The 11,917-nt window shown below is 64.2% G+C and carries 11 protein-coding genes; 7 read left to right on the top strand and 4 right to left on the bottom strand.

Features of this window, described 5'->3' with window-relative positions:
* Position 1: 1 nt before the first annotated feature.
* Positions 2-2,152: an adenylate/guanylate cyclase domain-containing protein gene (locus FXB40_RS21855; protein WP_148774238.1), complete on the top strand. Its 2,151-nt coding sequence runs from the start codon at positions 2-4 to the stop codon at positions 2,150-2,152.
* A gap of 29 nt (positions 2,153-2,181) precedes the next feature.
* Here the strand turns inward: FXB40_RS21855 and pobA are convergent, their stop codons facing one another.
* Positions 2,182-3,354, bottom strand: coding sequence for a 4-hydroxybenzoate 3-monooxygenase (pobA, locus tag FXB40_RS21850; RefSeq protein ID WP_148774237.1), 1,173 nt, complete (start codon positions 3,352-3,354; stop codon positions 2,182-2,184).
* A gap of 50 nt (positions 3,355-3,404) precedes the next feature.
* Between pobA and FXB40_RS21845 the strand changes: the two genes are divergently transcribed.
* Both FXB40_RS21845 and tuf read left to right on the top strand, forming a co-directional pair.
* Entirely contained in the window at positions 3,405-4,307 is a 903-nt protein-coding gene (locus tag FXB40_RS21845) for a helix-turn-helix domain-containing protein (protein WP_148774236.1), read from the top strand.
* A gap of 287 nt (positions 4,308-4,594) precedes the next feature.
* Positions 4,595-5,800: an elongation factor Tu gene (tuf, locus tag FXB40_RS21840; protein ID WP_148774235.1), complete on the top strand. Its 1,206-nt coding sequence runs from the start codon at positions 4,595-4,597 to the stop codon at positions 5,798-5,800.
* A 50-nt stretch (positions 5,801-5,850) separates the two neighbouring features.
* Here the strand turns inward: tuf and FXB40_RS21835 are convergent, their stop codons facing one another.
* Positions 5,851-6,834 (bottom strand): GlxA family transcriptional regulator, encoded by a 984-nt coding sequence (locus tag FXB40_RS21835; protein ID WP_430647813.1) that lies wholly within the window; start codon positions 6,832-6,834, stop codon positions 5,851-5,853.
* Between the two features lie 87 nt (positions 6,835-6,921).
* Between FXB40_RS21835 and FXB40_RS21830 the strand changes: the two genes are divergently transcribed.
* Positions 6,922-7,308 (top strand): nuclear transport factor 2 family protein, encoded by a 387-nt coding sequence (locus tag FXB40_RS21830; protein ID WP_148774233.1) that lies wholly within the window; start codon positions 6,922-6,924, stop codon positions 7,306-7,308.
* Positions 7,309-7,841: 533 nt separating this feature from the next.
* Complete coding sequence (locus FXB40_RS21825; RefSeq protein WP_148774232.1) at positions 7,842-8,456, top strand: LabA-like NYN domain-containing protein; 615 nt, start codon at positions 7,842-7,844, stop codon at positions 8,454-8,456.
* Positions 8,457-8,480: 24 nt separating this feature from the next.
* On the opposite strand, the gene pcaG is transcribed toward FXB40_RS21825, so the two are convergent.
* Both pcaG and pcaH read right to left on the bottom strand, forming a co-directional pair.
* On the bottom strand, positions 8,481-9,107 hold the full coding sequence (pcaG, locus tag FXB40_RS21820) for a protocatechuate 3,4-dioxygenase subunit alpha (protein WP_148774231.1): 627 nt from the start codon (positions 9,105-9,107) through the stop codon (positions 8,481-8,483).
* Positions 9,108-9,111: 4 nt separating this feature from the next.
* A complete protein-coding gene (gene pcaH / locus FXB40_RS21815) occupies positions 9,112-9,894 on the bottom strand; it encodes a protocatechuate 3,4-dioxygenase subunit beta (RefSeq protein ID WP_148774230.1) in 783 nt (260 codons plus the stop codon).
* Between the two features lie 104 nt (positions 9,895-9,998).
* Between pcaH and FXB40_RS21810 the strand changes: the two genes are divergently transcribed.
* Both FXB40_RS21810 and FXB40_RS21805 read left to right on the top strand, forming a co-directional pair.
* Entirely contained in the window at positions 9,999-10,916 is a 918-nt protein-coding gene (locus FXB40_RS21810; RefSeq protein WP_187437047.1) for a LysR family transcriptional regulator, read from the top strand.
* Positions 10,917-11,083: 167 nt separating this feature from the next.
* Positions 11,084-11,914 (top strand): putative nucleotide-diphospho-sugar transferase, encoded by an 831-nt coding sequence (locus FXB40_RS21805; protein ID WP_148774228.1) that lies wholly within the window; start codon positions 11,084-11,086, stop codon positions 11,912-11,914.
* Positions 11,915-11,917: the final 3 nt, after the last annotated feature.

The following is an 11,917-nucleotide window of genomic DNA, read 5'->3' as shown; positions in this document are numbered from 1 at the left end:
GATGCGGCGGATCGGCAGGCGGGACATCGTTGCGGCGATCCTGATTGCGCTCGTTACGGGCGCGGCTTTCACGTCTCCGCCATTGCAGAACCTGCAGGGTCTCTCGCTCGACATTCTCACGGCCTTACGCTGGAAGCTGATCGGCGACCGCCGCGATCCCGCGACATCGCCGGTCGTCGTCGTGGCGATTGACGGCGAGACCTACGAAACCCCGCCCTTCAAGGGATCGCCGACCCAGACCTGGACGCGCGAGATCGGCCGGGTGCTCGGCAGCATCACCGAGGGCGGCGCTAAGGTTATTGGATTTGACGTCATCTTTCCGAGCTCGATCGAGCTGTCGGAAATTCCCTTTGGCGACACGTCGTTCGGCAACCGTGTGAGAGGATTTGATCGCGACTATCTGATCGCTCTTCGGAAGCTCTCCGACAGCGGCAAGCTCGTGCTTGGTGAAATTCTCAGCAACGACCATCCGGACAGGCCCGATCACGCGCAGCAACTCGCAGTGAAAAACAATATCCGCGCGCTCAACGTCCATACCGACGCCGACGACGTGATCCGGCGGATGCCGCTGAGCTTTCCCATCGCGGGCCAGCCGGTACCCACCATGGCCGTCGAACTCGCCGCGCGCGCGCTCGATGCCAAGCCCGAGACCGGACCGACCGGCGTGACGAATTTGTCCGGCTACGCGATCCCGAACACGGTTCCCAACACGCTCACGCTCAACTTCCGCGGCATGGGCCGCGACATCCCCGCCTATTCCTTCGCCGATTTGCGCGCCTGTGTCGAAAAGGGAGACACCGAGTTCTTCCGCCGCGCCTTCGATGGCAAGATCGTGCTGCTCGGCAGCATCCTCAATTTCGACGACCGCAAGCTCACCTCGATGCGCCTGGCCGGCGGATATGACGGAACACCGGGGTCGCGATGTGCCCTGCCCGCGCCTGCGAGCACCGCGCAACAAGCCCTCAGCGCGGTCGCCGGCGTCTTCGTCCATGCCACCGTCGTGCGAAATCTGCTCGAGCATGACGCCGTCACCGAGCTCGGCTTTCCGCTGCGGACCATCCTGACAATTGTGTTCGCGGCGATCATTACCGCAGCCGCCTGCCTGCTCGCTCCGACCGGTGCCGCGGTTACCTGGCTGGGGCTCACCGTCGCTTACGCTGCTGTCGCCGTCGGCACATTCACGCATGCCATCGCACTGCCCCTGACCGAGCCCGTGCTCGCGGGCCTCACGGCGCTCGCGCTGATGATCGGCTACCGCTTCGTGGTCGCCGACCGTGAGGAGCGCTTCCTGCGCCAGAGCTTTGCGTTCTACCTCGCGCCCGAGGTGATCGACGGCATGGTCGCCTCCGGCAAGATGCCGGCGCTCGGCGGCGAGATGCGCAACATCACCATGTTCTTCTCGGACCTGGCCGGCTTCTCCTCGATTGCCGAGAAGATGACGCCGAGCGAGCTGGTCGCATTGATGAACGACTATCTCTCCGCCATGACCGACATCATCGAAAGGCATGGCGGCTATGTCGACAAATATATCGGCGATTCCATCGTCGCGATGTTCGGCGCACCGGCCGACGATCCCGATCATGCACGCAACGCAGTCGCCGCCGCGCTGCAATGCCGCGACCGGCTCGAAGAGCTCAACGAAAATCATCCCGCATTCCACGGCCGTGGCCTCGCCCACCGTATCGGATTGAACAGCGGCGAAGCCGTGGTCGGCAATATCGGCTCGCGCCGGCGCTTCAACTACACCGTCATGAGCGATACCGTGAACCTCGCCTCACGGCTCGAAGGCGCCAATAAATATTTTGGCACGACGATCATGGCCTCGGAAATGACAGTGAGCCAAAGCCGCAACGCGTACACTTGGCGCGAGCTGGACACGGTCCGAGTGCAGGGACGCGACGAGCCGATCAAGGTGTATGAGCCGCTCGCCGAGAAGAACCAGGAGACGCAGGAGCAGGGCATCCGCGCGGCGACTTACGCCAAGGGACTTGCATGCTGGCGTACGCGCGACTTCGCCAAAGCGGCCGCGCTGTTCGAAAGCGCCTCGGGTGACGATCCGCCGTGCCGATATTTTGCCAAGCGTGCGCGGACACTGGCGGCGAATCCACCGTCGGCCGACTGGACGCCGGTGAATACGCTGGAGGGGAAGTAGCGGCAGAACTAATGGTCCGGTGGGGGTGCCTAGAACGGCAACCCCACATAGTTCTCCGCGAGCAAGCGCTGCGCCGTCTCGGACGACAACAGGTACTCGAGCTCGGTCTGCTGGAGCCGCTCTTCATACTCGGAACGATCCGGGAAACGGTGCAGCAGCATCGTCATCCACCACGAGAAGCGCTGCGCCTTCCAGATCCGCGCCAATGCCTTGGCGGAATAGCCCTTCAGCCCGGAATCGTCGCCATCCTGATAGTGCGCGAGCATGGCGTGGTAGAGATAATGGATGTCGGAGGCGGCGCTGTTCAGCCCGCGCGCGCCGGTCGGCGGCACGATATGAGCGGCATCGCCGGCGAGAAACAGGCGGCCATAGCTCATCGGTTCGGCGACGAAGCTGCGCAAGGGCGCGATGCTCTTTTCGACCGAGGGGCCGGTGATCAAACGGTCGGCAACCTCATCGGGAAGGCGACGCTTCAGCTCCGCCCAGAATGCATCGTCCGACCAGTCCTCGACCTTGTCAGTCAGCGGCACCTGGACGTAATAGCGGCTCAGCACCTGTGAGCGCAGCGAGCAGAGCGCAAAGCCGCGCGCATGCTTCACGTAGATCAGCTCCGGCGACACCGGTTTCGTGCGCGACAGCACCCCTAACCAGCCGAACGGATAAACCTTCTCGTACTCGCGCAGCACATCGTTCGGGATCGATCTGCGGCTGACGCCGTGAAAGCCGTCGGCGCCGACGATGTAGTCGCAGTCGACGCGGACCGTCTCGCCGTTCGACCGATACGTCACATAGGGCCGGTCGGAGGTCAGATCATGCGGCGTCACGTCCTCGGCATTGTGCACGACCTTGCCGCTGAGCCGGTCGCGCGCCTCATAGAGGTCGCGCGTCAGCTCGGTCTGGCCGTAGACCAGCACCGAATTGCCGCCGGAATGCTTGTGCAGATCGATATGGGAGAGCACGCCGTCATGGGCGATCTCGAAGCCGTTGTGGATCTCACCCTCGCGGTCCATCCGCTCGCCGCATTGCGCCTCGCGCATCAGCCGGGCGAAGCCGTGCTCGAGCACGCCGGCTCGGATGCGGGCCAGGACGTGATCGCGGCTGTATTTCTCCAGCACGACGGTGTCGCTGCCCTTCAGGTGCAAAAGCTGGGACAGCAGCAGCCCGGACGGCCCGCCGCCGATGATGCAAACCTGAACTTTCATTTTTCCGTCCTCCCGTCGGCACTTTTTTGCAGATTCCGCAGCCCGGACCGATGGAGGGTTTCGCCATTGTCTTGTACTATTCGAACATGAGAACCGCAGCCCCCGCCCCGGCCATCCGGGTCTACAATCTGTTCGGCGAAGCCGGCGACCTGCCGGACGTCGTCCATTGCGAGACGATAGCGTCGCGCTCGGTGCTGCATGACTGGACGCTCGCCGTGCACCGTCATGCCCGGCTGCACCAGGTGTTGCTGATCGAGCGCGGCGGCGGCGAGGCGACGCTCGACGGACGCGTGGTGCCGCTCAGGCCGATGCAGATCGTCAACGTGCCGGTCGGCCATGTCCACGGCTTCCGCTTCGTACCGGGGACCCAGGGCTGGGTTCTCACCATCGCTGCGGAAATCCTGGACGAGGCACTGCTCGCTGCCGAGGGCCTGCGCGGCGTGCTGTCACGATCGGCCGTGGTTCGCGGCACGCCGCAGATCCGCGCGACGATGAAGCAGATCTTTGCCGAGCACGCCGCGCGCGACTTCGGCCGCGCGCATGTGCTGCGTTCGTTGTCGGCCGCCATGATCGGACTCGTGGCACGCGCGCTGACCGGCGAGAGCGGCACCGGCAGCAGCTCTGAATCAAATCTGTTCCGCCGCTTCGAAGCCCTGCTAGAACAGCATCATTTGGAGCGTTGGACCGTTGCGGACTACGCGAACGCGCTGGCGATCACGCCGACCCATCTCAACCGCGTCACGCGGGCGGCCACCGGCGACACCGCCTCGCACCTGATCCTGAACCGGCTGATCCGCGAGGCACGCCGCAACCTCGTCTATACAAATCTGCCGGTCTCGACGATTGCGTACGCGCTCGGCTTCGAGGACCCCGCCTATTTCAGCCGGGTCTACGCCGCCGCCACCGGGCTGTCACCGCGTGCGTTTCGGGAGCAGCTGCATGGCGGCGAATAGCCCGCCGGCTCGCGCCCTCTTGCAAACGGCGCGGCCATCCCTTATGTACGCGCCTCACTTTGTAATCAGGCAACCGACAATGCGGCAGTCACAGCAAGCATCAGTGCTGATGATGACGGGAGGGCTAATGCCCTCGTCCGCCGTGGATCTGCTTTGCGCCTGAACGAACGTCACACCTGACAATCGAAGCGGCCCGGAGCGGATACGGCTCCGGGTGCCGAACGAGTTCTCGCGGTGCCCCGAGTCGTGCAAATCCAGCACGGGAGCTCGAGCACCACAGGTGTCCCATGTCCAAAGAGAAGTTCACTCGCCTCAAGCCCAACTGCAACGTGGGCACGATCGGCCATGTGGACCATGGCAAGACGACGCTGACGGCGGCGCTGACGAAGGTCTCGGCCGACTACGGCTGGGGCGCGTTCGTCTCCTATCAGGACGTCGCCAAGGCATCGGCTGCGCAAGGTACGCGTGACGATTCCAAGATCCTGACGATCGCGACGAGCCACGTCGAATTTTCGACGGCGGCCCGGCACTACTCGCACGTCGACTGTCCAGGCCACGCCGATTATGTGAAGAACATGATCACGGGTGCGGCCCAGATGGACGGCGCGATCCTGGTCGTCTCCGCGGTAGACGGGCCGATGCCCCAGACGCGCGAACATATCCTGCTCGCGCGCCAGGTCGGCGTGCCGCGCCTTGTGGTGTTCCTGAACAAGTGCGATGTCGCCGACGATCCGGAGCTGATCGATCTCGTCGAGATCGAGGTGCGCGATCTCCTGTCGAAGTACAGCTACGACGGGGACAACGCGCCGGTCATTCGCGGCTCGGCCATCCAGGCGCTGCGCGGCGAGACCGGTCCGCTCGCGGACCAGGCCGTCCTGAAGCTGTTCGAGGCACTCGATACATTCATCGAAGTGCCCGATCGGCCGAAGGATCGTCCGTTCCTGATGCCGATCGAGGGCGTCCAGTCGATCTCCGGCCGCGGCACCGTCGTGACCGGGCTGATCGAGCGCGGCACCGTCAAGCTCGGCGACGAGGTCGAGATCGTCGGCCTCGGCGAGACGCGCAAGTCGGTGGTGACGGGCATCGAGACCTACCGGAAGATCCTCGAGCAGGGGCAGGCCGGCGACAATGTCGGCTGCCTGCTGCGCGGGGTCGACCGGGAGGCGGTGCAGCGGGGCCAGGTGCTCTCGCGGCCGGGTGCCGCGAAGCCGCACAGGGCGTTCCGGGCGGAGGTGTACGTGCTGACGAAGGACGAAGGCGGGCGCCATACGCCCTTCTTCAAGAACTATCGTCCGCAGTTCTACTTCCGCACGGCCGACGTCACCGGCACCGTCCAACTCGACGACGGCGTCGAGATGGTGATGCCGGGCGACAGCGCCGAGCTCACGATCGAGCTCAACAAGGCGATCGCGCTCGAAGAGCGGTCGCGCTTCGCGATCCGTGAGGGCAACCGTACCGTCGGTGCCGGCATCGTGACTGCGATCGTGGAGTAACGAATGGGGGCCGGGTCAACCGGCCCCCATTCAACCATGCTCGATCGGATTTACGCGCCGAACCTCCGTCGATAGTCCTGCGGCGCGGTGGCCAGCACGCGCAAAAAACTGCGACGCATGGTCTCTTCCGACCCGAAGCCGCAGCGCTGGGATATCCGCTTCACCGGCAGGCGGGTCTCCGACAGCATCCGTCGCGCAGCCTCCACCCGCAGCCGCTCGATCGCCCGAAGCGGCGTCAGTCCGGTGGCCTTGGCGTAGTGGCGGCTGAAACTGCGCTCGCTCATGCCGGCCTCACCCGCCAGTCTGGACAGAGAGAGATCGCCGGCGAGATGCTTGCTGATCCATTGGTGCAGCGCGCCGAACTCGTCTTCGGCGGATTGCAGCGACAGTGCCTCGCTGAACTGCGCCTGCCCGCCCGGCCGCTTGAGGAAGACGACGAGATAACGCGCCACGGCAAGCGCGGTGGTGCGGCCGAGATCTTCCTCCACCAGCGCCAGCGCCAGATCGATGCCGGCAGTCACGCCTGCCGAGGTCCAGATCGCGCCATCGCGCACGAAGATCGGATCGGGCTCGACGCGCACGGCCGGGAAACGCCGCGCGAGCGCGGCGCAATACGACCAATGGGTCACCGCACGACGCCCGTCGAGCGCGCCGGATGCACCGAGCAGAAATGCGCCGGTGCAGACCGACGCCACACGCCTCGCTTTCTTCACGCGCTGCCGCAGCCAGTCCAGCAGAACCGGATCGGAGGCGGCGGCGTCAACGCCCGGGCCTCCGGCAACCACCAGCGTGTCGAGCCCGCTGCCGACGCGCGGCAGCGGCTCCGTTGCAATCCCCAATCCTGAGGACGCCGTCACACGCGCGCGATCTTTCGCCACCACGCGAAGCACATAAGGCGGCGTTCCGCCCGCCTCCACGATCTGCTCGTTGGCAGTCGCGAACACCTGAAGCGGTCCGGTGACGTCGAGCAGCTGCACCGATGGATAAGCCAGCACTTCGATCACGCGCGCGGAGTTCCGCGTGGCGCGCGACATGGAGCTTGGCGAGAAACGAGGGGTCTTTGGCATTTGCGCCATAGCGTGCCCGGTTATGTTGCCGCTGTCCAGCCTCGAGGAGAGACCATGACCACGAAGACTTTCACCAAGACCGCCCCGCCGGAATGGCTTCTCGCGATGTGGAAAGAGATCGACGACAAGACCTTCGGCAAGGGCTTTGACTGTTTCGCCGAAGATGCGGTTTGCAATCTCGGTGTCGCCGATTGGCACGGTCGCGAGGCAATCCGCAGCAATCTGCGGCAATTCATCGACCGCGGCTTTACGGCGCTCCACGACGTCGTCGAATTCTGGGATAGTCCCGAGCTCAAGATCTTCCACGGCAAGGTCGCGATGCGCTTCGACGATCCCAACATCGCCGCCGTGAAGCCAACGATGGTCCATTTCTTCTACATGGACGAAAAGGATCCCACCAAGGTCAAGCGGGTCGGAGCAGTCGGACCGACAGGATTTTAGCTGGCGCGTCGCCGACGGAACTCGGCGGTACAGGCTCCTCCACGACAAGAGAGCCGGCCTCATCATCGGATGCGGCCGGCTCATTCCTGGTCACGTGAAGCAAACGTCGAGGAAGACGACCTCCTCCGGCTCCTGCAAGTTGATCACGAAGCAATACACGACCTTGACGGCGCGCTCGTCGCTCGAAAATCGAAGGCGCCATAACCGGGATCAGGCCACTTCGGACCGGGCCCGCCGCTATTCCCGGCGCTTCTACTTACCTTCGTATAGAACGACCAACCCTTTTGATAAGATTCGTTTACCTCCGTACGATTGAGCCCGGAATGCCCGCGCCTTATCGTGGCTGCATTCGGCGCCCTGGCGCTGGTGGCATGGGACCTCCCTAACCTTGGCGCAAGACGGCCACACCCTGTCCGGTCGTCTGCGCTGCTTTTTCGGCAGGCCGTCAGCGACCTTCGTATTTCCCGGCCGCCACATCGAGCCCTCGCGGTCGAAACTGCCGGCTTCCATGCGAAACTGGAGCTTCGTGCATAATGTCTTCGTTTGAGAAGATCGCACTCTTCATCGATGGCTCCAATCTCCATGCCACCTCCAAGGCGCTCGGCTTCGACATCGATTACAGGCGTCTGCTCAGCGAATTTCGCGGCCGAGGCGCGTTGATTCGGGCCTTCTACTACACGACCGTCATCGAGGATCAGGAATACTCGTCGATCCGCCCGTTGATCGATTGGCTCGACTATAACGGGTATACCGTCGTCACCAAGCTCACCAAGGAGTTCGTCGACGCCACCACCGGCCGCCGCAAGGTCAAGGGCAGCATGGACGTGGACCTCGCCGTGACGGCGATGGAGCTCGCCGAGCACGTCGATCAGATCGTGTTGTTCTCGGGCGATGGGGATTTTCGTTCGCTGGTGGAAGCCGTGCAACGCCGCGGCGTCCGGGTGACCGTCATCTCCACGCTGGCCAGCCAGCCACCGATGATCGCCGACGAACTGCGCCGGCAGGCGGACATCTTCGTCGACCTGGCGGAACTGAAGCCGAGAGTGGGGCGCGATCCGGCGGAACGGCCGGGATCGCGCGAGGTGCGTCAGCAACCGCCGCAATTCATCGCGCGCGGAACGGCTAGTCGAAGCGACAGGCTGGAATAATCCGGCGGGACGATCCGCGGATCGTCAGACGTCGAAGAACACCGTCTCGTCCGGCCCCTGCAAATTGATCGTGAAGGAATACACGACCTTGCCGGCGCGTTCGCCGCGGGTGGCGATCAGCGTCTTGCGACGCAACGGGGGCTCGACCAGGTTGAGCACGGGATCGGCGGCATTCGCAGCCTCTTCATCGGAGAAATAGAGTCGCGTGTTGAGCCCGATATTGATGCCGCGCGCGACGATCCAGATATTGACGTACGGCGCACACTTCCGACCGGCCTTGTCGATGATCGCACCCGGCTTGATGGTCTCGAACGTCACGAGCCCGCTCTCGAAATCCGAACCAGCGCGGCCCCAACCGCGGAAATCCTCGTCCAAAGCGCCGACCGAACGATCGGCCGGATGGTTGTAGCGGCCGGCCGCGTTGGCCTGCCAGATTTCCAAGAGCACGTCACGCAACAGCGAGCCGCTGCCGTCGAACACCTTGCCTTCCAACGTGATGCGCTCGCCTTGTGTGTTCGGCGTCACCAGCACGTTGGAAAAGTTCTTCTCGAAAATGTCGAAGCCGGCCATGGCAGGGATCAGGCCGATATGGACGTAGGGCCCGGCGGTCTGCGAGGCGGTTTCCTTGAGATAGTTGAGCGGCTGCGGCATTGGCTCAGTTCCCTTCGGGACGGTTTTCGAAATAGGTGGAGCGCTGGCCGCGCAGCACGATGTCGAAGCGGTAGGCGAGCGAGTCGAACGGGGTCGAGGCGTTGAGGTCGAGCGGCGCCACCAGGCAATCGAGCGCGTCCTTGTCCGGGATCGTCGTCAGGATCGGACAGACCGGGATCAGGGGATCGCCCTCAAAGTACATCTGCGTGATCAGCCGCTGCGCAAAGCCCGAGCCAAACACCGAGAAGTGGATGTGGGCGGGACGCCAGCTGTTGACGAAGTTGCGCCAGGGATAGGGGCCGGGTTTCACGGTGCGGAAATAGTAGTAGCCGGTGTCATCGGTCAGCGCGCGTCCGCAGCCGCCGAAATTCGGATCGATCGGCGCCAGATACGTGTCCTTCCTGTGCCGGTAGCGGCCGCCGGCATTGGCCTGCCAGAATTCGACCAGCGTGTTCGGCACGCCGCGGCCGGTCTCGTCCAGCACGCGGCCGTGGACGATGATGCGCTCGCCGACGGGATCGCCGTCCTTGGCGTAGTTGCGGATCAGATCGTTGTCGAGCGGCCCGAGATCGTTGTGGCCGAACACCGGCCCCGTGATCTCCGAGACCGAGTTCTCGATCGACAGCAGCGCCTGACGCGGCGAGCGCAGCACCGAGGATTTGTAGCCGGGCGCGTAGGCCGGCGGATGGATGGTGCGGTCGCGCTGGAAGAAGCCGCCATCACGCGGCGTGAACGGCTCGGGGCTGTTGAGGCGGGGATCCCTTAAGGCTGGCGCCTGGGCATTCATCGGCGTTGTCTCTCCCTGTAGCGCCTCGGTCCGGGCGCGCGGCTTATCCGGAGATCATGGGCCGGCCTATTCCACAGATAAATAGATCGATTATAATATATTGCATGAAGAAAATCGATCATTTGGCCCTCGACGGCCACGCCCTCGAACTGTTCCTCGCCGTGCTGGAGGAGGGTTCGGTGACGGCCGCCGCAACCCGGCTCGGCTTGACGCAGTCGGCCGTCAGTCACGCCCTGAACAAGCTGCGGCGGATCGCCGGCGATCCGCTGTTTGCCAAGTCCGGCCGCGGCATCGTCGCGACCGCCCATGCCCAGGCGCTGGCCGCAAAAGCGCGGGCGCTGATCGACGAGATGCGCAGCTTCGCCGGCGGCGTCAATTTCGAACCGGCGCTTGCGCAACTTTCGCTGACGATCGCCGCCAACGACTTTCAGCGCGACTTGCTGCTGCCGCGCTTCTTCGGACATGTCGCCGCACAGGTGAAGAACCTCAATCTGCGCGTGATCCCCTCGCAATCGCCCTCGCCTGCCATGCTGCGCGAGAATCGTTGCGACCTCCTGATCACACCGCTGCCGCCATCCGGTATCGACATCGTGCAGAAGCGCCTGCTGAGCGACCACTACGTCTGCTACTATGATCCGAAGGCGCGCACCGCGCCAAGCAGCCGCAGCGCATATCTCGCGGCACGCCACATCACCGTGGTCTATACCGACAACGAACGGCTCGACTTCGACCGCCGGCTTGCCGCGAACGGCTTTCACCGCGACATCGCCATCTCCGTGCCGAGCTTCTCCGGCGTGCCGTCGTTCCTGCACGGGACGCAGATGCTGGCGAGCATGCCGAGCCTGCTGGCCTCCGGGGTAATGCGCAGCTTCGCGCATGCGCAGATTCCACTGGCCTCGCGCACACGCACGCTGGCCGAGCTGCCGATGTTCATGGTCTGGCACCAGCGTTATCAGAAGGACCCGGCGCACCGCTGGATTCGCACGCAACTGGAGTCCGTGGCTGCGACGGCCGCCGCCTGAATCTGACGCGCCGATTGCGAACGACGGTTCATTGGCTGCACCAAAAGGACGTGCGAAGGCAACGCCAACGCGAAGGCGTTCGGAGAAGCCTTGTGAAGTCCAGCGTGTGCCTTCTGACTGCCTGCGATTCCGTTCAGAGGCCGCTTGCGGATTTCACGATTCCCCGCATGAAGGCCTTCGCGGCAGCGCACGGCTACCAGCAGCGCTTCGTTCACGGCAACGATTGGAAACGTCCACGTGGATGGCTGAAGATCGAGGCGATCCGCGCCGCTCTCGAAGACAATTTCGACTTCGTGCTCTGGATGGACGTCGATGCCATCGTGCTTCGCAACGATGTCGACGTCAGGACGGCTGCGGTGGATGATGCCCATCTGCACATGGCCTGGCACGGTCCGGAGACGTCGGAGGTCATGGCCGCCGATTTCGTTCCGCATTTCAACTCAGGCGTCATGCTGATCCGCGTGAGCGACTGGTCGCGCGCGTTCTTCGAACGAGTCTGGGACATCGGCCAGTTGGAGCATCCGTGGTTCGACCAGGCGACCATCCTCCACGCACTCGGCTACGATGACTGCCTGGGACTTGGACCGGATCGCCCGGACGAACCCAACCGGTCTCATCTCGCGCGTCTCGACACCGCCTGGAATTCGATCCCTGGGCTCGCCACCGCGCCAGACCCGATCGTTCACCACTATGCCGGGATCAGCAATCCGTCGACGCGGCTCAAGATGGTCGAGGCGGATGCGCTGTCGGCGTCGATGCGCGAACGGCTCGATGCCGATGTGCGCCAGGCGATCGCCCGTCAGTTCGGCCTGTGGCGCGAGGATGCGGCCATGCGCGACTGGGTCACCGGGGAGCGGGATTCCGCCCTCGCCAAACGGTACGAGGTCGTATCGGAGAGGGATCAGGCGCGGGCGCAATTGGCGGCGGTCCACAGCTCGACCTCCTGGCGGGTGACCGCGCCGCTGCGCTGGACCAAGCACTTGTTTCAGCGTCGGTAACGA

It is taken from the genome of Bradyrhizobium rifense (assembly GCF_008123425.1).
GTDB classification, from domain to species: domain Bacteria; phylum Pseudomonadota; class Alphaproteobacteria; order Rhizobiales; family Xanthobacteraceae; genus Bradyrhizobium; species Bradyrhizobium rifense.
The sequence above is the reverse complement of the archived record's forward strand: the minus strand, read 5'-3'. Positions and strand labels throughout refer to the sequence as shown.

Bases quoted from the DNA above. Each gene is read 5' to 3' on its own strand.
- FXB40_RS21855 (WP_148774238.1), top strand. From the start codon at position 2: ATGCGGCGGATCGGCAGGCGGGACATCGTTGCGGCGATCCTGATTGCG.
- pobA (WP_148774237.1), bottom strand. From the start codon at position 3,354: ATGAAAGTTCAGGTTTGCATCATCGGCGGCGGGCCGTCCGGGCTGCTG.
- FXB40_RS21845 (WP_148774236.1), top strand. From the start codon at position 3,405: ATGGAGGGTTTCGCCATTGTCTTGTACTATTCGAACATGAGAACCGCA.
- tuf (WP_148774235.1), top strand. From the start codon at position 4,595: ATGTCCAAAGAGAAGTTCACTCGCCTCAAGCCCAACTGCAACGTGGGC.
- FXB40_RS21835 (WP_430647813.1), bottom strand. From the start codon at position 6,834: ATGTCGCGCGCCACGCGGAACTCCGCGCGCGTGATCGAAGTGCTGGCT.
- FXB40_RS21830 (WP_148774233.1), top strand. From the start codon at position 6,922: ATGACCACGAAGACTTTCACCAAGACCGCCCCGCCGGAATGGCTTCTC.
- FXB40_RS21825 (WP_148774232.1), top strand. From the start codon at position 7,842: ATGTCTTCGTTTGAGAAGATCGCACTCTTCATCGATGGCTCCAATCTC.
- pcaG (WP_148774231.1), bottom strand. From the start codon at position 9,107: ATGCCGCAGCCGCTCAACTATCTCAAGGAAACCGCCTCGCAGACCGCC.
- pcaH (WP_148774230.1), bottom strand. From the start codon at position 9,894: ATGAATGCCCAGGCGCCAGCCTTAAGGGATCCCCGCCTCAACAGCCCC.
- FXB40_RS21810 (WP_187437047.1), top strand. From the start codon at position 9,999: ATGAAGAAAATCGATCATTTGGCCCTCGACGGCCACGCCCTCGAACTG.
- FXB40_RS21805 (WP_148774228.1), top strand. From the start codon at position 11,084: ATGAAGGCCTTCGCGGCAGCGCACGGCTACCAGCAGCGCTTCGTTCAC.